This is a genomic window from Rhodococcus sp. P4_B6, assembly GCF_056402215.1.
On record NZ_JBFUHV010000042.1, the window covers coordinates 13,012 to 35,116 of the forward strand.

Here is a 22,105-nt window from a genome sequence, read left to right on the forward strand (position 1 = left end):
GGTCAGGGCTGCGCGAGCAGGACGATCACGGCCACGAGCACGGCCAGGATCAGGATCGCGACCATGACACCCATGGCGATCGGCGCCCACGCGACCACCTGGTCGCGGACGGTGGGGGCCGGCGAACCCGGAGCGGGCTTCGCCGGGCGCGGAGGCCACTGCAACCGGCCGAGCGGACGCGGCACGTTCTTGAGCGGGGTGCTCTGATGCACGGCGGGCAGACCGGCCTGCGTGGAACCGACCAGTTTGCCGCGGCGCCGTGAGTCGGGCAACGGTGTCGAACGGTGAGCCCACGCCGGGATGGTGCCGTCCGCGGAATAGACGGGCGAGCCGACGAGGTGCGCGACGTTGCCGTCCCCGGCCATGGCCACCCGGGCCAGGGCGTCGCGGGCCTCGGCCATCGTCGGACGACGCGCCGGGTCGGGTTCGAGAAGATGCAGCAGCGTGTCGGTGAGGGGTCCGGCCTTGCTCGGTCGGTAGATCTCGGCCTTCGCGACCCGGTGCAGGAGTGCGATGGAATCGGAGTCGATCCCGAACGGCGGCTGCCCTTCGACGACGGTGTACAGCGTGGACCCGAGCGAGAAGACGTCGCTGGCCTCGGTGGGGTCCTGGCCGCGGGCGACCTCGGGGGAGAAGTACGCGGGCGTGCCGGTGATGACCCCGTTCGCGGTGTCCGCGGAGTCGCCCTTGGCCCGGGCGATACCGAAGTCGCTGATCTTGACGGTGCCGAGTTCCCGGCCGCGGTCGGCGACGAGGATGTTGCCCGGCTTGATGTCCCGGTGCACGATCCCCGCGGCGTGGGCGGCGGTGAGCGCGTCGGCCACCTGTGCGCCGATCTGGGCGACCTCGAGCGGGGGCAGGGTGTCGGCGATGTTCATCGCCTGGGCGAGGCTGCGGGACGGCAGGTATTCCATGACGAGCCAGGGCTCCCCGGCCTCGAGCGCCACGTCGTACATCGCGATGGAATGCCGGTGCGCGAGTTTGGCGGCGTTGCGGCCTTCCCGCATGGTGCGGTCGCGGACCCGGCGGGCCTCGTCGGGGTCGAGTCCGGCTGTCGTGGTGACCTGTTTGATAGCGACTTCGCGGTGCAGCAGGGTGTCCCGTGCGAGCCAGACCGCGCCCATTCCGCCGCCACCCAGTTTGGACCGCAGGCGGTACCTTCCGGCCACCAGGTATTCGGGTCCGATGCCCCTTTCGCTCTGCTCCTGCTCCATCACGCGTTCAGGTTAGAGGATTGTGCGGACACGGGACGCGCGGCCGTCCTGACCTGGTCGTTCGGCGTCCACTTGACGGGCATGCACGGACCCGCTTTACTGGGAACGGGTTCGAAAATATGTTCGAACAAAGCGTCTGTTCGAGCCGCGTCTTCCCCGTGGTTGCCGACCGCTGTTGGTGCCGAGTGTCAGGGGTGTCGAGTTGGTTGAAGTGGCCGGCGAGCCGGGGTTGCCGGTGCCGGGGGCTCCCGAGTTGTCCGGGCTGTCCCGGCAGGAGCGTCTGGACTACCTCCGGCGACGGATGGCCGCCGTTCCCGCACGCGGGGAATCGGTGGCGAGCCGGGCCCCGGTGGAGGGCGGATTTCCTGCGACGGGCACGTCCGCGGCTCCCGATTCCCACGCCGCCGGGGTGCTTCCGGTTCCGGCCGCGCTGGCAGGCCTCCTTCCCCGGGGCGGGCTGGTGCGCGGTTCGGTGGTGTCGGTGTCGGGTGCCACCTCGCTCCTGCTGGGGTTGGTTGCGTCCGTGACCGCGGGCGGCGGTCACGTCGCGGTGATCGGGCATCCCCGGCTCGGGGTGCTGGCCGCGGTCGAGATGGGCGCGCAACTGGAACGGCTGGCCCTGATCCCGGACCCGGGCGCCGATCCGGTGGAGATCGCCGCGGTGCTGCTGGACGGAATGGACCTGGTGGTGCTCGGGCTGGGAGGGGCGTCGGTGGCGCCGTCCCGGGCGCGTGCGGTGGTGGCCCGCGCCCGGAGCAAGGGGGCGACCCTGGTCGTCACGGACGGGCACTGGGACGGCGCGGAGATGCGTCTGGAGGCGCGGGTGCACGGTTATGCCGGGCTGGGCAACGGATCTCAGGACGGGGGCTGCAGGCGATTGCGGTCCCTCAGCCTGGCAGTGTACGCCCGGGGGCGGTCGTTCCAGCCGCGCACCACCCGGCTGGACGTGCGGTCGGCGCAGGGCCGGGTGGAATGGGTGAGTGCTCCGGAACCGATGGTGTCCCTCGGGAACGTCCCCTTCCCGGATCCGGTGGAGGTGGTGGGCCTGTGAGCCGGGTGCTGGCGTTGTGGTGCCCCGACTGGCCCGCGGTCGCGGCGGCCGCCGCCGCGGATCTCCCGCCCACCCATCCGGTGGCGGTGACGTCGGGCAACCGGGTGATCGCCTGCTCGGCACCGGCCCGCGCGGACGGGGTGCGGCGAGGTCTGCGCCGCCGCGAGTCCCAGGCCCGGTGCCCCCGGTTGCATGTGGTGGCAGCCGATCCCGACCGCGACGCGCGACTGTTCGAGCCGGTCGCCTCGGCAGTCGACGCGGTGGCACCCGGCGTCGAGGTGTTGCGGCCCGGTCTCGTGGTGCTGTCCGCTCGCGGCGTCGCCCGGTATTTCGGTTCGGAGGAGGCCGCCGCGGAACGGCTGGTGGACCAGGTGTCGGCGGTGGGGGTGGAATGCCAGGTCGGTATAGCTGATCAGCTGTCCATGGCCGTGATCGCCGCGCGCAGAGCAACTCTCGTGCCACCCGGCGAGGGGGCGGCCTTCCTGGCGCCGCTCCCGATGCGGGAACTTGCCGCGGAGCCGAGCCTCGCGGCGCCGCATCGCGGGGAGCTGGTCGATCTGCTGCACCGGCTCGGGTTGCGCACAATCGGTAGTTTCGCCGCGCTGTCGGCGGGCGACGTGGCGTCGCGGTTCGGAACCGATGCGGTGCTGGCGCATCGGGCCGCGCGCGGTGAGCCGGAGCGTCCCCCGTCGGGGCGGTCGCTGCCTCCGGACCTGGATGTCGAGGAACGGTGCGATCCCGTCATCGAACGGGTCGACGCCGCCGCCTTCGCGGGACGGGCGTTGGCGGAGAAGCTTCATCGCACGCTGTCGGACGCCGCGGTGGCCTGCACCCGGCTGTCGATCTCGGCGAGCACCGGCAACGGTGAACAACTGTCCCGGATCTGGAGGTGCGCGGAACCGCTGACCCCCGAGGCGACGGCGGACCGGGTGCGGTGGCAGCTGGACGGGTGGCTGACCGGGCGCAGCGAGAAGCGGCCCACCGCCGGTATCGCCGTCCTGCGGCTCGAACCGGTGGAGGTGGTGGCGGCAGGCGCCCTGCAGTTGGGGCTGTGGGGTGGGGTCGGCGACCAGGACAAACGGGCCCGGCGGGCCCTGGTGCGGGTGCAGGGCCTGCTCGGCGGGGAAGCCGTGCAGGTGGGGGTCCTCAGCGGTGGGCGGGGACCGGCGGAGCGCATCACGTTGCTGCCGTTGGGCGACGAGTTGATTCCTCGCAACGATCCGTCGGAGCCGTGGCCGGGCACGTTGCCGGAACCGGCGCCCGCCGCGGTGCTGACCGCGTATCCGGAGGTGTGGATGTCGGACGAGCGGGGTATCGCTGTGACGGTCACGGAACGTGGTGTGTTCAGCGCGCCTCCCGCGCGGCTGCGGTGGGGGAGCAGAGAGTGGGCGGTGTGCGGATGGGCCGGACCGTGGTCGGTGGACGAGCGGTGGTGGGACCCTCCGGCGGCGCGGACGGCGGCCAGGGCGCAGGTGCTGCTGGAGGAGTCGCGGGCGCTGCTGGTGATCTGCACGGCAGGCCGCTGGTCGGTGGAGGGAATCTACGAGTGACACCTCCATGAGTGACACAGGACGCGCGCAGGCATCGCTTGCGGACCGGCCGTCCGAAATGCTTTGCTGTGCAGAGGGTCGCGTGCCGGTGGCGGACAGCGTCAGGCATGGAGGCCGGCCACAGTCGCGTCGTCGGCTCGTGGCATATCCCGAAAGGGTCGAATGTGACCATTTCCTTTAACCACACCATCGTCGCCGCCAAGGACAAGCAGGAGTCGGCGACCTTCTTCACCACGCTGTTCGGGCTGCCGGACGCCGTGCCCGCCGGACATTTCCTGGCGGTCGCCCTCGACAACGGGGTGTCTCTCGACTTCGCGGAACCACCGATCGAATTCCAGCCGCAGCACTACGCGTTCCTCGTCGGGGAGGACGACTTCGACCGGATCTACGGCCTGATCGTCGAGTGGGGTCTCGACCACTGGGCGGATCCGCGGCAGACGCTGCCGGGCACCATCAACACCAACGACGGCGGCCGGGGCGTCTACTTCCTCGACCCGTCCGGACACTACCTGGAGATCATCACCCGCCCGTACGGGTCGGGCCGGTAGTCGCGGCCGGGTTGCCGGTGCTCGCTAGTCTGGACTCTCGTGGAGACGAGCAGGACTACCCCGACGCGCACCGGCATCGAGATCGCCTACCGGGACAGCGGTGAGCCGTCGGTGGCGGGGTCGGCGGACGTCCCTCCCGTGCCGGTGGTGCTGGTGCACGGGATGGGCGGTGACGGCGGCACCTGGCACAGATTCGCCCGCGCACTCGTCGCCCGCGGGCGACGCGTTCTCGTCCCGGATCTGCGGGGGCACGGTCGCAGTGCCCGCGCCGCGTCGTACCAGTTCGAGGAGTTCGGCGCCGACGTGGTGGAGGTGTGCGACAACCTGGGGCTGACGAGAGTGGATCTCGTGGGGCACTCGCTCGGCGGTCATGCCGCGTCGCTCGCGGCGCAGGCCCGACCCGGACTGGTCCGCCGGCTGGTGATCGAGGAGGCCCCGCTCCCGTTGCGTCCCGGTGACCCGGAACAGGTGTTCGCGAACCGGCTGCCGTCGCTGCCGGAACTCTGGCACGCGACGACGAGCGTCATCCGGCATCCGCGGGCCGTGTTCGCCTTCGACCGGTCGATGACGGGCTCCGCGATCGAACAGTTCCGCCGCCCGGATCCGTTGTGGTGGGACCGATTGCCGGGCATCGAGGCCGACACGCTCATCCTGCGCGGTGGACCGGGCGGGATGGTCGACCCGCACAAGCTCGAGTCCGCGGTCGCGGCGATACCGAAGTGCCGGGTGGTGGTGTTTCCCGGCGGGCACAGCATTCACCGCGACCGGTACGGCGAGTTCGCGGCGCAGGTCCTGCCGTTTCTGATGCAGCCCCAGACGAGCTGACAAAAAGTCCGAAAATGTAAACCGCAGCGGCCTCGACAGGACTAGCGTGGAAACGGAAAGCGGGGGCTCGGAACGAGGAAGAAGGACCCACGATGTCGACACTCACGCCCGGACGTCCCTACGCGCCCGGCAGGCAAGGGTTCAGCTCGCTCCGCGACGGGGGACTCAACTGGGACGCGTTCCCGTTGCGGCTGTTCACGAAGGGCAACGCCAAGTTCTGGAACCCCACGGACCTCGACTTCAGCCGGGACGCGGAGGACTGGGAGGGGCTGAACTCGGAGCAGCAGCGCAACTCCACGTATCTGGTCGCGCAGTTCATCGCCGGTGAGGAAGCGGTCACCGAGGACATCCAGCCGTTCATGAAGGCGATGGCCGCCGAGGGGCGTTTCGGCGACGAGATGTATCTGACGCAGTTCTGTTTCGAGGAGGCCAAGCACACCCAGGTGTTCCGGTTGTGGATGGATGCGGTGGGCCTGACCCGGGACCTGCACCCCTTCGTCGCCGAGAACCCGTTTTACCGGCAGTTGTTCTACGAGGAGTTGCCGGGATCGCTGAAGGTCCTCGAGACCGATCCCAGCCCGGCCAATCAGGTGCGGGCCAGCGTCACCTACAACCACGTCATCGAGGGCAGCCTCGCGCTCACCGGGTACTACGCGTGGCAGAAGGTGTGCACGACGCGCGGAATCCTGCCGGGAATGCAGGAACTCGTCCGCAGGATCGGCGACGACGAACGACGCCACATGGCGTGGGGGACGTTCACCTGCCGCAGGCACGTCGCCGCCGACGACGGCAACTGGGGCGTGGTCCAGGAGCGGATGGCGGAGTTGATGCCGTTGGCGCTGGGCATGATCGACTGGGTCAACAAGCAATTCGAGGTCCAGCCGTACGGGCTCGACGAACAGGAGTTCATTGCGTATGCCGCGGACCGGGCGCAGCGCAGGCTGGGGGCGATCGAATCCGCGCGCGGACGCCCGGTCGAGGAGATCGACCTGGACTACTCGCCCGAGGCGCTCGAGGAGAAGTTCGGCGAGGAGGACGCCAAGGCGATGTCCGAGGCCGCCGGCTGAGACACACTGCGCGGTGGCAATGGCAGGATCTGCTCATGGCGCTCACCGCACTCGACCGCAGACTCCTCGGCTGGTCCGCAGCATTCGTGATCTCGCAGGCGAACATCATCCGCCTGCTCGGTCCCGTGGCACCCCGGCTCGCCGAGATCCAGACGGCCCGCTCCGCCCGGGACTACACGGCGATCCTCGACGGAATGACCGACTCCGACACGGCGCGCTACCGCAGCCACTACTACCCGGACTTCGTCCACCCGCTGATCTACGCCGTCGCGCTGCGCACGGGCGCCCGGCGGTTGGCGGAACTGACCCCGCTGTCGCCGAGAACGCGGAAGGTGCTGGCGGCGGTGCCGGTGATCTCGGCGGCGGGCGACTACGCCGAGAACGTCGTCGGGCTATACCTGCTGTCCCACCGTGAGCACATCACCGACGCGACCGTGCGGGCCACCACCGCGGTCAGCGTCACCAAATGGGTGCTGGCGCTCGGTGCGCTCGGGTACCTGTCCCAGGGATTCGTGAGGGTCTGGGCGGGAAAGCTGTTCTCCCGCTAGATTCAGGCGCATGGGTGCTGCCGAGTTGAGCGTCGAGTACTTCACCGGCCAGGCCGAGTTCCGGGAGTGGCTCGCCGCCCATCACGCCTCCTCGCCCGGTATCTGGCTGAAGATGGCCAAGAAGGGATCGGCGCAGTCGTCGATCGACTACGACCGGGCTCTGGAGGTCGCGCTGTGCTACGGCTGGATCGACAGCCAGGTGCGCCGTGTCGACGACGACTTCTTCGTGCAGCGGTTCACCCCGCGGTCGTCGCGGAGTCCGTGGTCCAAGCGGAACCGCGAGTTCGCGGAGAAACTCGCCGAGGCCGGTCTCCTCGAGCCCGCGGGCGTGGCCGAAGTCGAGCGGGCCAGGGCGGACGGCCGCTGGGACCGCGCGTACGCAGGACAGAAGGCGGCGGAGATGCCGCAGGACTTCCTGGACGCCCTCGCGCGGAATCCCGAGGCCGAGGCCTTCTACGCGACACTCGACAGCCACAACCGGTACGCCGTCTACTACCGCCTGCAGGACGCCAAACGCCCGGAGACGCGTGCCCGCCGCATCGAGAAGTTCGTCCAGCAGCTGGCGGAGCGCAGGAAGTTCCACGACTGACCGATTTCCGCTACTGACACAATGGCAGCGTGCCTGACACGATCACCGCCACCTGCTCCGCGCTGTCCGCGACCGACGAACCCCTCGCGGGCACCGCTGCGCACGTCAGGGGCTGGGTGTGCCTGGAATTCCCCGGAGCGTGGGGCCGGGACGTGCTCGACGGCGCGGCGCTCGGCACGGACCTGGCCCGCGAACTCGACGCCCGCGCCGACGCCGCCGGGGTGCGGATCATGTTCATCCGGAGGCCTGGCCGCGGCACCGCGTCACCGGATCGGCGAACGGTGCTGCTGGCACAGTCGCACCCCACGCGGTCGTGGTGCGAGCGGCTCGAGATCGGCTACCCGGAGGACCTGCTCGACCTGGACCTCGGTCTGGTCGCGGGGCCCGCACCCGGTCTGGGCACGCCGGTGACGGACCCCGTCGCCCTGGTGTGCGCGCACGGGAAGAGAGATCAGTGCTGCGCCGTGCTCGGGCGGCCGGTCGCGGCCGGTCTGACCGCGGAGTTCGGCGACGCGGTGTGGGAGTGCTCGCACACGGGCGGGCATCGTTTCGCGCCGTCGCTGATCCTGCTGCCGACGGGCTACACGTACGGCCGGCTGTCGGTGCAGCAGAGCATCGACGCGGTCCGCGCCGCCGCCCGGGGCGAGGTGTACCGGACCGGGCTGCGCGGCCGCAGTTGCTGGGACACCCAGGGGCAGGTGGCGGAACTCGCCGTCCGCGATCTGGTGGACGCCACCGCCGACGAGCTGACGGTGGACGCGAATTCGGTTGTCACCCATCGCGACGGGCGTCGCTGGGTCGTCGACCTCGAGGAGTGGGAACTGCCGCCGCGGCCGGCGAGTTGCGGGGCGGCGCCGAAGCCGGTGCGGCCCGTCATTGCCACCGGAGTTCGCGCCCTCACCCCCTGAGGCGGTCACCAGTGGGTGCCGGGCACCAGCCTTCCGACCTTCCGGGCGGCGCGGCCGAGCACCGACGACGTGTGGTGCCGGGGTTCCGGCGTGCGCCGAGGGGCCGGCGTCGCGTCGTCCGTGCTCGTTCCCTTCGCGGCCGGTGAATCGGGGAACATGCGATACATCTGGTGCATCACGCGGTCCTTGACCGCCGGTGCGAAGACGTGGCCGAGTTCACCGAGCGTGCCGGTCGGGACGTCGATGCGTTTGGGGCGTTCGATCAGCGCACGAACGACCATGGCGGCCGCCTTCTCCGGGGACGTGATCGGCCCGATGTTGTACCGGCCGGTGGGCGCGATCATCGGCGTCTCGACCAGCGGCATGTGGATGGTGGTGAACGTGATTCCGTCCGAGAGGGTTTCGGATGCCGCGACGTCGGTGAATCCGTCGAGGGCCGATTTGCTGGCGACGTAGGCGGCGAACCGCGGGGTCGCGCCCTGGACCCCGGCGCTGCTGATGTTGACGATGTGGCCGAACCGCCGCTCGCGCATCTGCGGGAGGAAGGCGAGAACGAGTCGGACCGCGCCGAAGTAGTTGACGGCCATGGTCCGTTCGAAATCGTGGAACCGGTCCGTCGAGTGGTACAGCCCCCGGCGAATCGAACGACCCGCGTTGTTGACGAGCATGTCGACGTGATCATGTTCGGCGAGAACGGCTTTGACGGTGTGTTCGACCGACTCGTCGTCGGTGATGTCGCAGGGGTAGCCGTAGGCCTCGCCGCCCGCCGCGCGGATCTCCGCGACGACGGCGTCGAGTTCCGCGGTGCGTCGGGCGAGCAGGATGACCTTCGCGCCCTTACGGGCCGTCGCGATCGCGGAACTCCGGCCGATCCCGGACGACGCCCCGGTGATCACGACATGCCTGCCCACGAGCGGTCCGGCGGGGTGGGGCCTGCGCGCCCGGTCGGGGTCGAGGTTCTCGCGCCAGTACGACCACAGCGTGCCGGCGTACGAGGCGAAAGGCGGCACCTCGATGCCGGTGCCGCGCAGCGCCTCCCGGGTGTCGCGGTCGTCGAACACCGTGGGCAGGGTCAGGTTCTCGACGAGCGCCGGCGGGATGCCGAGTGCGCCGAGCACGGCCTTGCGGCCCGCGTCGAGGGCGGAGTCGGGGGTGGGGGTGAGGAACGGGCGGACGAGTTCGCCGGGCAGTCCGATCGCGGGGTGCGGTGCGCCTGCCGCCTCGGCGAGCGCGGCGTAGATCTCCCGGACCGGCTGGGGGCGCGGATTGACGAGGTGGAACGTCTGGCCGTCCCGTCCCGGCGCCGTCATCAGTTCCACGACGGCCGCGGCGACGTAGTCGACGGGCACGACGTTGGTCGCGCCGATCCGCGGGACGGCCACGGGCAGCGCGGCGGGGAGTTTCGCGAGCGCCGCGATGGCGGGGAAGAGGTAGTACGGGCCGTCGATCTTGTCCATCTCGCCGGTGACCGAACTGCCGACCACCGCGGCGGGGCGGTAGATGCGTGTGCGCAGGCCCTCGGCGTTGCGGACCAGTTTCTCGGCCTCGAACTTGGTGCGGTGATACGGGGTGGGGAAGCTCTGGCCGAGATCGAAATCGGTTTCCCTGAACGGCCCCTCGTGATCTCCCGCGACGGCGATGGAGGAGACGTGGTGGAGAGTCGCATCCAGTTCCCGGGCCAGCGCGATGACAGAACGGGTGCCGTCGACGTTCGTGGCGGCCTGCTCGTCGCCGGCCGTGAGGTCGTAGATCGCGCCGAGGTGCAGGACGTGGTCGGCCGTGGGCACGGACCCGAGTCCGAGGCCGGGCTCGGTCAGGTCACCGATCAGGGGATGCACGCGTTCGCCGCCGGGCATGCTGTCGACGAGTGCCTCCAGCCGCGCGACGGACGCGCGCCGGACGAGGACGTGGATCTCGGCTGATGCATCGCGGTCGAGGATCAGGGGCAGCACGTGCCGACCCAGGAATCCGGTACCGCCGGTGACGAGGTAGGTGGCCATGCCCCGAACTTACTCCAAAGTAAGATGATGTACTAGTGGCCGAGACCCACCTTGGCGTGCACCTTTTTCATCCAGGCCGGAGCCCACCAGTTGGCCTCGCCCATCAGCTTCACCAGGGACGGAACGAGGAGCATCCGGACCACCGTCGCGTCGACGAGCAGCGCGACGATCATGCCCACGCCGAGGAACCGCATGATCGACAGACCGGAGATCGTGAACGCCCCGGTCACCACCACGAGCAGCAGCGCGGCGGCCGTCACGATCCGGCCGGTGCGCTCGGTGCCGAAACGCACCGCTTCCTCCGTCGTCGCGCCCGCCTCGTGCGCCTCGACCATGCGCGACATCAGGAACACCTCGTAGTCGGTGGACAGGCCGAAGACGACGGCGAGAATGAGGACCACGAACGTCGCCTCGAGCGGTGCCGGACTGACCCCGAGCAGGCCCGCGCCGTGTCCCAGCTCGAAGATCCAGGTGAGCACCCCGAACGTGGCGGCGAGACTCAGCCCCGCCATCGCGACCGCTTTGATCGGCAGCACCACCGAGCCGAACGCCAGGAACAGCAGGACCAGCGTCGAACCCACCATGATCGCGATCATGACCGGCATCCAGTGCACGATCGCCGCGTTGCCGTCGTCGACGGTCGCCTGGCCGCCGCCGACGAGCAGTTCGGTTCCCTCGGGGACGGAGATGGCGCGGAGACCGTCCACCGCCGCGCTCTGGTCGTCGGTGGTCACTCCCTCGGAGTAGACGGCCTGCACCGCCACCAGTTCGCCGTTGGACGCGACGACGGTGGCGGCGCCGATGCCCGGCACCTGGCCGGCGGCCTGTGCCACCGCGGCTCCGTCGGCGGCGGTCGGCGCGGTGCCGTCGGTGCCGCGGAGGATCAGGGTGGCGCCGTTCCCGGTGGTGGGAAATTCGGTGGTGAGGGTGTCGGTGGCGATACGGGCGGGATCGTTCTCGGGCAGCGCCGTGTACGTGACCTCGCCGAGTGACGCGCTGAGCAGCGGCGCGGCCAGGACCATCAGACCCGCGACGATTCCGACCGCGATGGCGACCGGCCGACGCATCACCCAGGTGACGACGGAGCCCCAGAACTTGCGGGCGCGCACCTCACCGCGCTGCGCCGCGTCCTTGCGCCAGCTCAGCGCGTTGATGCGGTGACCGAGGATCGCGAGCAGCGCGGGCACCGCGGTGAGGGACAGCAGCGCCGCACTCGCGACCGCGGCCATCGCACCGAACCCGAGCGACTTGATCACGTCCTGCGGAAACACCAGCATCCCCGAGAACGCGCACACCAGAAGCAGACCGGAGAACAACACGGTGCGACCCGCGGTCAGGACGGTGCGCCGGGTCGCCTCGGCCACGTCGGCGCCGGACTCCAGTTCCTCGCGGAAACGGCCGACGATGAACAGGCCGTAGTCGATCGCGAGCCCCAGGCCGAGCAGGGACGCCACATTGATCGCGAACGAACTGACGTCGGTGAACAGGGTCAGCAGGCGCAGCGTCGCGAGGGCGCTGAAGATCGAGAGCAGCCCGACGAACACCGGAACGGCGGCGGCGACCAGTCCGCCGAAGATGAAGACCAGCAACACGAGAGTGATCGGCAGCGCGATCGCCTCGGCCAGCACCAGGTCCTGCTGCAGCCGGTTGTTGAACGCCACACCCACCACCGAGTTGCCCGCGAACTCGGTGTCGACGCCCTCCACCTCGAGCTTCGGCAGCAGATCGTTGAACGTGGCGGCGGTGATCCCGGCATCCGGGTCGACGGTGATCGCGGCCGACGCCTTGGTGCCGTCCTCCGACACCATCAGGTGCTTCCTCGTCGCGTCCGCCGTCCAGTACGACGTCACCGAATACGTCGGCACCTCGGCGGCGAACCGGTCGAGACTCGCGGTGACCTGGGGGCCGATGTCGTCGAGGGTCTTCCCGTCGGGTGCGGTGTAGATGGCGATGATGTCCGGCGTTTGCGGACCCAGATTGTCCTCGACGATTCGCGCCACCTCGGCGGATTCGCTACCGGGGTCGATGAATCCGCCGGAGCTGAGCTTTGCGAACACACCGGTGCCCCACACGCCGCTCACCACAACGGCGAACACGGCGAGGGTCAGGACCCACCATTTGCGTGAAACAACGGTCGAGGCCCAACGTGTCATGCGTCAACTCCGGGTGATCGGGGGCGGTCGGCTGCGACTGCCGACTGTAGTGCGGATCGAGGGATTGCCGGTGGGGGTGTGACGCTGGTCCCGGCAAATCGTGCATACTCGGCAGTGCACTTGCAGTCACACGCACGGGGGAAGCCGGTCCGAATCCGGCGCTGACCCGCAACGGTAGGCCACCAGAGCATTTCGGTGGCGAGCCCGATTACCCGGCGTGTGGTGTGCGACATCCTTTTCGTCGTGGTCTACGAAGCGGAGTCCCGCAGGCGCGCCTGCACGTGGGCGTCTGCCGGCTTCTCATTCGTGGCTCTGAGCCGCAATGAGGTTTACATGCACTGTCAGTTGTTCCGAAGTTCCGCTCTGGTCACGCTCGCCGTGGCCGCGCTGGTGGTCGCCGGATGTTCGCGCGGGGAGTCCGTGGGGCAGACCGCTTCCGCCGAATCCTTCGCCGAGCCGGTGTCCGTCACCAACTGCGCGCGAACGGAGACGTTCGACGCGCCGCCGCAGCGCATCGTCAGCATGAACGATCACGTCACCGAGGTGCTGATCGAGATGGGGGCCGGTGATCGCATCGTCGGCACGGGGTACGGCGACGCGACCCCGCTGCCGGAGTTCGCGGATGCCTTCGCGAAGATCCCGAAACTCGCGAAGGAATACCCGACCCGGGAACAGATCCTCGACCTCGACCCCGACCTGGTGGTCGGCGGCATGCGCAGCGCGTTCGACGAGAAGGAGGGACGCTCGCGCGAATCCCTCGGCGAACAGGGCATCCCCACCTTCCTGTTCTCCGAGTACTGCGGGCAGGGTTTCCCCGACATCGGACTGCTGCGCAGCGATTACACGCAGCTCGGTGAGATCCTCGGCGTCCCGGACGAGGCAGTCGCCGTCAGCGAACGGGTGACGTCCGGGTTGCAGGCCGTGCGGGACGAGATCGCAGGCACCGCCCCGGTTCCGACGTTCTTCTACGATTCCGGCGAGGACGTTCCGCTGACGATCGGCGGTGTGGGTGTCGGCCAGCTCATCGCGGACCACGCGGGTGCGGCCAACCTCTTCGCGGAGGGGGAGAAGCCGTATTCGAAGTCCACGTGGGAGATCATCGGTGAACGCGCCCCGGAGGCGATCGTCGTCCTCGACTACGGCACGACGAGCGCGCAGGCGAAGATCGACTTCCTGAAGTCGCACCCGATCATGTCGACGACGCCCGCAGTGAAAGCCGGCCGTTTCGTGGTGGTGCCGCTCGACGACTTCTTCGAGAGCCCGCGCCTGGTGCGGTCGGTGGAGACGATCGCGCGGGCGCTGCATCCGGACGCCGTCGGCGCGCGATGACCACGACCGCCGAACGTGCGGCGCCACACGCGTCGCCCACGCACCCCTCCCGGGCGCGCGTCGGGTTCGCGGGCCTGGTGATGCTGCTCGCCCTGACGACCCTGTTCGTCCTTGGCCTCGCCGTGTCGTTCGGTTCGGTGCGCATCCCGGTCGGCGACGTCTGGGCGATCGTCGCGCACCGGGTGGCCCCGGGTGCGTTCGAGCCCTGGTGGTCGCAGGCCCGGGAATCGATCGTGCTGGACTCCCGGTTGCCGCGGGCGCTGACCGCCGCGGTCGTCGGGGCGGCGCTCGCCCTGGCAGGAGCCGTGGCGCAGGCGGTGACACGTAATCCGCTGGCCGATCCGTATCTGCTCGGCGTGTCCTCGGGTGCGGGTTTCGGCGTGGTGGTGGTGACGGTGCTCGGGCTCGGAGTGGGAGCGCGCGGCGTGTTCACGATTCCCGCCGCGGCGTTCCTGGGCGCCATGGTGCCGCTGTTCCTGTCACTGGCGATCGGCGGCCGGTATCCGCAGCCGACCGCGGTCATTCTCGTCGGTGTCGCGTCGGCGCAGGTGTTCTCCGCCCTCATCACCTTCTCGATCCTGGTCGTCGCCGACGAGCACCAACTGAGTTCGGTGATGCACTGGCTGGCGGGCGGTTTCGGCGACTCACGCTGGTCGACGGTGATTTTCCCGGCTCTCGCACTCGCGACGGTGGGGGCGGCGATGATGCTGAGCGCGAGCCGTGTCGACCTGCTGCAGGCGGGAGACGAAGGCGCCGCCGCCCTGGGGATGAACGTGCGGCGCTTCCGCGTCGTGCAGTTGCTCGGGGTGTCGATGCTGGCAGGGGCGGCCGTGTCCGTCGCCGGCGGCATCGGCTTCATCGGCCTGCTCGTGCCGCACCTGGCCGGGTACGTCGTGGGTGCCCGCGCGGTCAGGCTGCTGCCCGTCGCCGCGTTCCTCGGCGCGATCGCGATGGTCGCGGCGGACACGGCCGCGCGGTCGGTCGCGCGGAGCATCGAGGTCCCGGTGGGCGTCGTCACCGCCCTGGTGGGAGCACCGATCTTCGTGTGGATGCTGTACCGGCAGTACGGGAGGGCCGAGTGACCGCGCTGAGCCTGCACCGGGTCCGCGCCGAACTCGGATCGCGGGAAGTGCTGCACGGCGTCGACCTCGCCGTCCGTCCCGGTGAGGTGCTGGCGCTGGTCGGGCCCAACGGTTCCGGGAAGACCACGGCGCTGCGCTGCTGCTACCGCGCGCTCACCCCGACCGCGGGCGCCGTCGTCGTCGACGGAACGGACAGCGCCGATCTGGGCAGACGAGAACTCGCCCGCACGATCGGCGCGAGCACCCAGGAACCGCGGGTGTCCGCGGGACTGACCGTGCGCGAATCCGTGTCGCTCGGACGCGTCCCGCACCGGGGCTGGTTCGAACGGGCGAACGGGGTCGACGGCGAAATCGTGGAGACGTGTATACGGCAGGTGGGGCTGGCCGAACTCGCCGGCCGCGACGTGCAGGCGCTGTCCGGTGGGGAACGCCAGCGGGTGTCGATCGCCCGGGCTCTCGCGCAGCAGCCGCGGGTCCTGCTGCTCGACGAACCCACCAACCACCTCGACCTGCGGCATCAGCTGACGGTGATGAACCTGCTGCGCGACCTCGCGCGCGACGGTCTCGCGATCGTCGTGACCATGCACGACCTCCGGCTTGCCGTGGAGTACTGCGACACCCTTGCCGTGCTGCACGATGGACGGGTGATCAGCACCGGTCCGCCCGCCGACGTCCTGGACGACACCGTGCTCGGCGGGGTGTTCGGCATCCGCGCCGTCGTGCGGTCGAGTCCGCGGCTGACGATGGAGATCCTGGGGCTGGCCGATGGATGAGCAACTGCGGCGCGCGTACGAGCTGACCGCACGCCGCGTCCCGATGATCGCCGACCAGATCGCACACCCCGGCGCAGCCTCGTTCCCGGCCGTGCGCCTGACCGATCCCGGCTGGCTCGCGGACCGGGTCGCGGACACGGCGAGGCGGTGGGGCAGCGACGATCCCCGGGTCAACGGGACGCTGTGGTGGTACTCGGCCAGTTCGACGCTGACCGGGATCCCGATCGCGACCGCGCTCGTCACGGGTGTCGCCGCCCACCCGGGGCTCGGCGACGCCGTGGCATTCCTCCGCGACGACGGGTACCTCGGGGGCATCACCGCGTCGTCGGGGCTGCCGGTCACCGAGGGGCTGTCCGAACTCGCGGCCGAGATGGCCGCGGCACTGACGCCGATCGTCGATGCGCTCGCCGCGGTGTCCGGGGTGCGGCACGCCGCGATGTGGGCGATCACCACGGATTCGATCGCCAACCGGGCCCTCGACGCGGGAACGGCGTGCGGCGACCGCGCCCGCGGCAGCATCTTCGCCCGGGGTCTGGTGGACGCACTTCGCCGCGCCGGTGTCGTGCTGCCGGACCCGCGGTTCGTCGACGTCCGGGCCGGGGCGCTGTCGCGCCGGTTCACGCAACGGGCGTCGTGCTGCCTGATCTACGAGACCCCCGGCTCGGGCAAGTGCGTGAGCTGCCCGCGAAGGCCTGCCGAGGACCGTCTGAGAGGTCTGGCCGCGCTGGTGAGGTGACCCGCATTGACCGGTCCGCGAGGGTGATGGCACACTGACAGCATTCGAACTCCCGTTCGAATGATGCGCCTTCCCCAGCGGCATCTTCTGTGATCTCGGCACGCACGTGCGCGGGTAGAAGAGGTGTAATCAGATGGGTTGGGGAAACGGTCCGCCGACGTGGTCCGAGATGGAACGCGTCCTGTCGGGCAGGCCGGGGCGGGTCGACCCGGAGTCGATGTATCCGGGCGACGGCGGCGACAGTCCCGCATGGTCGCGTAAACGGGGGGAGTACCGGGCGGGCCGTCAGGAGCGTCCCGGTTCCACCGTGCCGTACGCCGAACTGCACGCGCACTCGGCGTTCAGCTTCCTCGACGGCGCCTCCCCGCCGGAAGAGCTGGTGGAGGAGGCCGTCCGGCTCGGTCTCGAGGCCATCGCGCTCACCGACCACGACGGGTTCTACGGTGTGGTCCGGTTCGCCGAGGCGGCGAAGGAACTGAACATGCGCACCGTGTTCGGGTCCGAACTGACGTTGGACGACGCGCACCTGCTGGTGCTGGCGCGAGGCCAGGAGGGGTACCGGCGACTCTCCCGGGAGATCGCGGCGGCGCATCTCGCGGGAGGGGAGAAGGGCAGGCTGCGCTACGACCTCGACGGCCTCGCCGATGCCGCCGGCGGGCACTGGCAGATCCTGACCGGCTGCCGGAAGGGGCATGTGCGTCAGGCGCTGGCCGGTGGCGGCCCGGACGCCGCGGCCGTCCGGCTCCGGGACCTGATCGACCGATTCGGGGCCGACCGGGTCACGGTGGAGCTCACCCATCACGGCGTCGCGGAGGACGCTGAGCGCAACGCCTGCCTCGCCGAACTCGCACAGCAGTACGGACTTCGGGTGATCGCGTCCACGGCGGCACACTTCGCGGGACCGCCGCGAAGGAGACTGGCCATGGCGATGGCCGCCGTCCGGGCCCGGCAGAGTCTCGACGACGCGGCCGGGCACCTGGCGCCCGCCGGGGGAGCGCACCTGCGGTCCGGTGAGGAGATGGCGCACCTCTTCGCCGCGTACCCGGACGCCGTCCGCGGTGCGGCGGAGCTCGGCCTGGAGTGTGCGTTCGACCTGCGGCTCATCGCGCCGCAACTGCCCCCGTTCGACGTTCCCGACGGACACACCGAGGCCGGCTGGCTGCGCAGGCTCACGATGGACGGGGCCCGTCGCCGCTACGGCGCGCCTGCGGACCGGCCGGAGGCCTACCGGCAGATCGAGCACGAACTGGACATCATCACCGGGCTGAACTTCCCGGGTTACTTCCTGGTGGTCCACGACATCGTGTCGTTCTGCAAGAACAACGATATCCTCTGCCAGGGAAGGGGTTCGGCGGCCAACTCCGCCGTCTGCTACGCCATCGGCATCACCAACGTGGATCCCGTCCGCAACAAATTGCTGTTCGAACGTTTCCTCTCACCCGAACGCGACGGCCCCCCGGACATCGACGTCGACATCGAATCCGACCGCCGCGAGGAGGCCATCCAGCACGTCTACACCAAGTACGGACGCCAGTACGCGGCGCAGGTGGCGAACGTCATCACATACCGCGGAAAGTCCTCGGTCCGGGACATGGCCCGGGCGCTGGGTTTCTCGCAGGGGCAGCAGGACGCGTGGAGCAAGCAGGTCAGCCGCTGGGGTGGGATCGGGAAGGAGGCCGGCACCGACATCCCGCCCGCCGTCCTCGAACTGGCCGCTCAGATCGAGGGGTTTCCGCGGCACCTCGGCATCCACTCGGGTGGCATGGTGATCTGCGACCGGCCGATCGCCGACGTGTGCCCGGTGGAGTGGGCGCGCATGGCGAACCGCAGTGTTCTGCAGTGGGACAAGGACGATTGCGCTGCGGTGGGTCTGGTGAAATTCGACATGCTGGGCCTCGGCATGCTCTCCGCGCTGCACTACATGATCGACCTCGTGGCCGAGCACAAGGGGATCGAGGTCGATCTGGCGCAGCTGGACCTCTCCGAGGAGGCCGTCTACGAGATGCTGCAGCGGGCAGACTCGGTGGGGGTGTTCCAGGTGGAGTCGCGGGCCCAGATGGCCACCCTGCCGAGGCTGAAACCGCGGAACTTCTACGACCTGGTGGTGGAGGTGGCGCTCATCCGCCCCGGCCCGATCCAGGGCGGATCGGTGCACCCGTACATCCGCCGCCGCAACAAGCTCGAACCGGTGACCTACGACCACCCGTCTCTGGAGAAGGCGCTGAAGCGGACGCTGGGTGTGCCGCTGTTCCAGGAACAGCTGATGCAGATGGCGGTCGACGTGGCGGGTTTCAGCCCGGCCGAGGCCGACCAGCTCCGCCGGGCCATGGGGTCCAAGCGGTCGCCCGAGAAGATGGAACGGCTGAGGGGGCGGCTCTACCAGGGCATGCGGGACCTGCACGGAATCGGCGAGGACGTCGCCGACCGGATCTACGAGAAGCTGTACGCTTTCGCGAATTTCGGTTTCCCCGAAAGTCATTCGCAGAGTTTCGCGGCCCTGGTGTTCTATTCGTCGTGGTTCAAGCTGCATCACCCGGCGGCGTTCTGCGCCGGTCTGCTGCGGGCGCAGCCGATGGGGTTCTACTCGCCGCAGTCGCTGGTGGCCGACGCCCGCAGGCACGGGGTGCGGGTGCACGGCGCGGACGTCAATGCGAGCCTCGCGCACGCCACCGTCGAGGCGGGCGGGACGGAGGTGCGGCTCGGGCTCGGGGAGGTGCGGCACATCGGGACCGCGCTGGCCGAGCGGATCGTCGAGTCCCGCGGCGACGGCGGGCCGTACACGTCCTTCCTCGACCTCACCGGCCGGGTGGAACTGAGCACGGCACAGGCCGAATCGCTGGCCACCGCAGGTGCTCTCGACAGTTTCGGGTTGTCCCGGCGGGAGGCGCTGTGGGCGGCGGGCGCCGCGGCGGGAGAGCGTCGCGACCGGCTGCCGGGGATCGGGGCGTCCACCCGCGCGCCGACCCTGCCGGGGATGAGCGATCTCGAACTGGCCGCGGCGGACGTGTGGGCCACCGGGGTGTCACCGGACACGTATCCCACCGAGTTCCTGCGCCCGCAACTCGATGCGCTCGGGGTGATCCCGGCGGCGCACCTGCTCGACGTTCCCGACGGCGACCGGGTTCTGGTGGGTGGGGCGGTGACGCACCGGCAGCGCCCGGCGACGGCGGCGGGGGTCACGTTCATCAACCTCGAGGACGAGACCGGCATGGTCAATGTCGTCTGTTCGGTGGGGTTGTGGGCGAAGTACCGCAAACTCGCCAACACGGCACCCGCACTGCTGGTCCGCGGCAAGGTGCAGAACGCCGAAGGCGCGGTGACGGTGGTGGCGGATCGGTTGCAGCTGATGGATTTGCGGGTGTCCGCCAAATCCAGGGACTTCCGATGAGCCCCGCACCGCTAGCATCTGGTCATGAGGAGATACGTGTTGTCGGCGATCGTCGTGGCTACGCTGACGCTCGCGGGGTGTGGTGAGACCGACAGCGACTCCTCCCAGCAGACACCCGCCCCGTCGCCCGGGGACTCGAGTCAGATGGAAATCGGCGGGGCAGTGCAGGCGCCCGCGAAAGACCAGGCCCCCACCGACCGCCAGGAGATCATCACCGGTCAGGTCGCGCTCACCGCGGACGACCCGGTGGCCGTCGGCAGGCAGATCGTGGACAAGGTCGACGATCTGGGCGGGCGCGTCGACCAGCTCACCGAACAGCCGGGCTCCGACGACCAGGACGCCAGCAGTTCCCTGACCATCCGGGTGCCCGCCGACTCGCTCACCCGGACGTTGGACGATCTGCGGGAACTGGGCAAGGTCACCAGCGTCAGCGTCACGAAGAGCGACGTGACGATGCAGTCGCAGGATCTCGACGCCCGGATCAACGCATTGACGGCGTCCGTCACCCGTCTGCAGGGGCTCATCACGTCGGCCGCGAACACCGCGGATCTGATCGAGGCCGAGAAAGCGTTGTCGGAGCGGCAGGGCGAACTGGACAGCCTCACCGCCCAGAAGCGGACGCTGAGCGACCAGGTGGCACTGGCCACACTCATGGTCGACGTCACCTCCACCGATGTCGAGCCGCCCAGTCCCGGTCCGGACAACTTCTGGGAAGGCGTCGTCGCGGGCTGGAACGCCCTGCTGTCGGCGATCGCGGCCGGCGCCGTGGTCGTCGGGGCGCTGATTCCCTGGTTCGGTTTCGTGGCCGTCATCGCACTGGTCGTGTACGGCGCGTACCGTCTGCGCCGGATGTACAACAGGCCGCCCGGACCCCCGTCGGGACCGGCGCCGGAACGAGAAGAGGCGAAGACGCAATGATCGAAGTCGACCTGAATGCCCTGGACGGCGCGTTGGCGTCGGGTGCCCCCGTCATCGACGTGCGCGAGGCCGACGAATACGCCCAGGCCCGGGTTCCGGGAGTGACACTGATTCCGCTCAGCGAGTTCGTCGCGCGCGTGGACGAGATCCCGGAGGCCGACGTCGTCTACGTGATCTGCGCGGTCGGCGGCCGGAGCCTGCAGGCGGCGGAGTACCTGAATGCGCGGGGGATCAACGCCGTGTCGGTGGCGGGCGGGACGTCCGCGTGGATGCAGTCCGGACGCCCCGTCGAGTCGGGCGCCTGACTCCCGAGTCACGGTTCGTGGTCAGCGCGCCGAGCTGAAGGCGTGGGCTGCGGAATCGTCCCGGGCGCCGCGCTCACCCAGTCGCCCGGCGGCGTGCCGCAGTGTGTGGACCGCGACGGTGCCCCAGATGACGACCAGCGCGCACCACAGGGTCACGCCTGCGCCGACGATCACGACGGAGTCCGTCGCCAGGCCGAGGGAGTTCGCTCCCAGCGCGCAGGTTCCGACGGGGAACGTGAAACTCCACCAGCTGGGGGTGAACGTCAACCCGCGGCGAAAGGCCCTGGCGGTCACGGTGACCACGGCCGCGAGGGCGAGGACGCCGAGCGCGCCGACGGTGGTCCCGTAGACGACGCCCACCGCGTGGAGCCAGGCGTGGCCGGACGCCGCGCCGAGCAGATTGATCGCCGCCACCGACTGCCCGATCACGCCGAGCGGAATCCAGAGCGTCGGCACGAGCGGGTTGGCGGGGAGCCCGTTGCTCAGCAGATGGCGGCCGACGACGACGGCGACGGTCACTGCGGCGCTCAGCGCCAGCGCGAACAGCGAGTAGCAGACCACCAGCATCGCGATCTGAGGTGCGCCCTCGGGAAGGTGTTTGACCAGTGCGGATCCGGAGGCGGCCGACACCATGGGCGGTACTACGGGCATGAGCCAGGACGGCACCGGTGTCACCTGGTGGGGCCGGGTCAGCCTGCGGGCCATGACGGCGTAGGTGACGAGCCCGATGCCGGTCCCGATCGCCCAGAGTGTGGCCGAGGCGGGGACGGCGACGTCGCCGAGAAGTGCGTGACCCGCGGATCCGGTGCCGGCGCCGACGGTCAGCACTGCCATCGACACGGCGCCGTAGAACGGGAACATCGTGTGGCTGCGCGCGTCGGCGAGTGCGTCGTCGCGGCGGCGGATCCAGTGCCGAACCAGTGCGGTCGTCAGCAGCACGAGCAGCGTCACGGCGATCAGCCAGAAGACCTCGGAGGCCGTCCGGACCACCGGAACGCCGGCCGGAAATGCGGCGGCGACRACTGCGAGGATGCCGGTGCCCATCACTGCTGCGAACCAATTCGGGGTCATACCCAGAGCTTGCCGTCGCATCGTCGTGGCCGGTAGAAGGCTTGTCGTTG

Annotated in this window: 19 protein-coding genes and 1 riboswitch; of the genes, 15 read left to right on the forward strand and 4 right to left on the reverse strand. The window is 69.9% G+C overall.

From position 1 onward, the window contains the following. Positions 1–2 precede the first annotated feature (2 nt). Complete coding sequence (locus AC1DWT_RS20950) at positions 3–1,214, reverse strand: serine/threonine-protein kinase (RefSeq protein WP_206016243.1); 1,212 nt, start codon at positions 1,212–1,214, stop codon at positions 3–5. A gap of 211 nt (positions 1,215–1,425) precedes the next feature. On the opposite strand from AC1DWT_RS20950, the gene AC1DWT_RS20955 reads away from it, so the two are divergent. The 8 genes from AC1DWT_RS20955 (at position 1,426) to AC1DWT_RS20990 (ending at position 8,300) form a co-directional block, all read left to right on the forward strand. Next, positions 1,426–2,265: a hypothetical protein gene (locus tag AC1DWT_RS20955; protein WP_206016244.1), complete on the forward strand. Its 840-nt coding sequence runs from the start codon at positions 1,426–1,428 to the stop codon at positions 2,263–2,265. Next, positions 2,262–3,815, forward strand: a complete 1,554-nt coding sequence (locus AC1DWT_RS20960) for a DNA polymerase Y family protein (RefSeq protein ID WP_206015205.1) — start codon at positions 2,262–2,264, stop codon at positions 3,813–3,815. Before AC1DWT_RS20955 ends, AC1DWT_RS20960 begins: the two co-directional genes overlap by 4 nt. Positions 3,816–3,979: 164 nt before the next feature. Then, positions 3,980–4,363 (forward strand): VOC family protein, encoded by a 384-nt coding sequence (locus AC1DWT_RS20965; RefSeq protein ID WP_015889979.1) that lies wholly within the window; start codon positions 3,980–3,982, stop codon positions 4,361–4,363. A gap of 39 nt (positions 4,364–4,402) precedes the next feature. Beyond that, a complete protein-coding gene (locus AC1DWT_RS20970) occupies positions 4,403–5,188 on the forward strand; it encodes an alpha/beta fold hydrolase (RefSeq protein WP_206015206.1) in 786 nt (261 codons plus the stop codon). A 92-nt stretch (positions 5,189–5,280) separates the two neighbouring features. Further along, a complete protein-coding gene (locus AC1DWT_RS20975) occupies positions 5,281–6,255 on the forward strand; it encodes a R2-like ligand-binding oxidase (RefSeq protein ID WP_072945806.1) in 975 nt (324 codons plus the stop codon). Between the two features lie 35 nt (positions 6,256–6,290). Then, positions 6,291–6,803 (forward strand): hypothetical protein, encoded by a 513-nt coding sequence (locus AC1DWT_RS20980; RefSeq protein ID WP_095860894.1) that lies wholly within the window; start codon positions 6,291–6,293, stop codon positions 6,801–6,803. A gap of 10 nt (positions 6,804–6,813) precedes the next feature. After that, positions 6,814–7,392, forward strand: coding sequence for a YdeI/OmpD-associated family protein (locus AC1DWT_RS20985; RefSeq protein ID WP_095860893.1), 579 nt, complete (start codon positions 6,814–6,816; stop codon positions 7,390–7,392). Between the two features lie 29 nt (positions 7,393–7,421). Next, the gene (locus tag AC1DWT_RS20990) at positions 7,422–8,300 is read left to right on the forward strand and encodes a sucrase ferredoxin (RefSeq protein WP_206015207.1); all 879 of its coding nucleotides are present in this window, start codon (positions 7,422–7,424) and stop codon (positions 8,298–8,300) included. Positions 8,301–8,305: 5 nt separating this feature from the next. On the opposite strand, the gene AC1DWT_RS20995 is transcribed toward AC1DWT_RS20990, so the two are convergent. After that, on the reverse strand, positions 8,306–10,300 hold the full coding sequence (locus AC1DWT_RS20995) for an SDR family oxidoreductase (protein WP_206015208.1): 1,995 nt from the start codon (positions 10,298–10,300) through the stop codon (positions 8,306–8,308). 32 nt (positions 10,301–10,332) lie between these two features. After that, positions 10,333–12,453: an MMPL family transporter gene (locus tag AC1DWT_RS21000; protein WP_095860890.1), complete on the reverse strand. Its 2,121-nt coding sequence runs from the start codon at positions 12,451–12,453 to the stop codon at positions 10,333–10,335. A 93-nt stretch (positions 12,454–12,546) separates the two neighbouring features. Then, positions 12,547–12,687: riboswitch (cobalamin riboswitch) on the forward strand. A gap of 99 nt (positions 12,688–12,786) precedes the next feature. On the opposite strand from AC1DWT_RS21000, the gene AC1DWT_RS21005 reads away from it, so the two are divergent. From AC1DWT_RS21005 to AC1DWT_RS21035, 7 genes are all read left to right on the forward strand, one after another. After that, on the forward strand, positions 12,787–13,782 hold the full coding sequence (locus AC1DWT_RS21005; RefSeq protein WP_206015209.1) for an ABC transporter substrate-binding protein: 996 nt from the start codon (positions 12,787–12,789) through the stop codon (positions 13,780–13,782). Further along, complete coding sequence (locus AC1DWT_RS21010; RefSeq protein ID WP_206015210.1) at positions 13,779–14,864, forward strand: FecCD family ABC transporter permease; 1,086 nt, start codon at positions 13,779–13,781, stop codon at positions 14,862–14,864. The genes AC1DWT_RS21005 and AC1DWT_RS21010 overlap by 4 nt, the downstream gene beginning before the upstream one ends. Beyond that, positions 14,861–15,637: an ABC transporter ATP-binding protein gene (locus AC1DWT_RS21015; protein ID WP_206015211.1), complete on the forward strand. Its 777-nt coding sequence runs from the start codon at positions 14,861–14,863 to the stop codon at positions 15,635–15,637. Before AC1DWT_RS21010 ends, AC1DWT_RS21015 begins: the two co-directional genes overlap by 4 nt. Next, positions 15,630–16,373, forward strand: coding sequence for a (2Fe-2S)-binding protein (locus AC1DWT_RS21020; RefSeq protein WP_206015212.1), 744 nt, complete (start codon positions 15,630–15,632; stop codon positions 16,371–16,373). Before AC1DWT_RS21015 ends, AC1DWT_RS21020 begins: the two co-directional genes overlap by 8 nt. 133 nt (positions 16,374–16,506) lie before the next feature. After that, positions 16,507–19,761 carry an error-prone DNA polymerase gene (locus AC1DWT_RS21025; RefSeq protein WP_206015213.1) on the forward strand — a complete coding sequence of 1,085 codons (3,255 nt, stop codon included), beginning with the start codon at positions 16,507–16,509 and terminating at the stop codon, positions 19,759–19,761. A gap of 24 nt (positions 19,762–19,785) precedes the next feature. Then, a complete protein-coding gene (locus AC1DWT_RS21030; RefSeq protein ID WP_206015214.1) occupies positions 19,786–20,679 on the forward strand; it encodes a DUF4349 domain-containing protein in 894 nt (297 codons plus the stop codon). Continuing rightward, positions 20,676–20,984 (forward strand): rhodanese-like domain-containing protein, encoded by a 309-nt coding sequence (locus AC1DWT_RS21035; RefSeq protein ID WP_072948971.1) that lies wholly within the window; start codon positions 20,676–20,678, stop codon positions 20,982–20,984. Before AC1DWT_RS21030 ends, AC1DWT_RS21035 begins: the two co-directional genes overlap by 4 nt. Positions 20,985–21,005: 21 nt before the next feature. On the opposite strand, the gene AC1DWT_RS21040 is transcribed toward AC1DWT_RS21035, so the two are convergent. Continuing rightward, complete coding sequence (locus AC1DWT_RS21040) at positions 21,006–22,055, reverse strand: TDT family transporter (RefSeq protein ID WP_095860884.1); 1,050 nt, start codon at positions 22,053–22,055, stop codon at positions 21,006–21,008. Between the last annotated feature and the right edge of the window lie 50 nt (positions 22,056–22,105).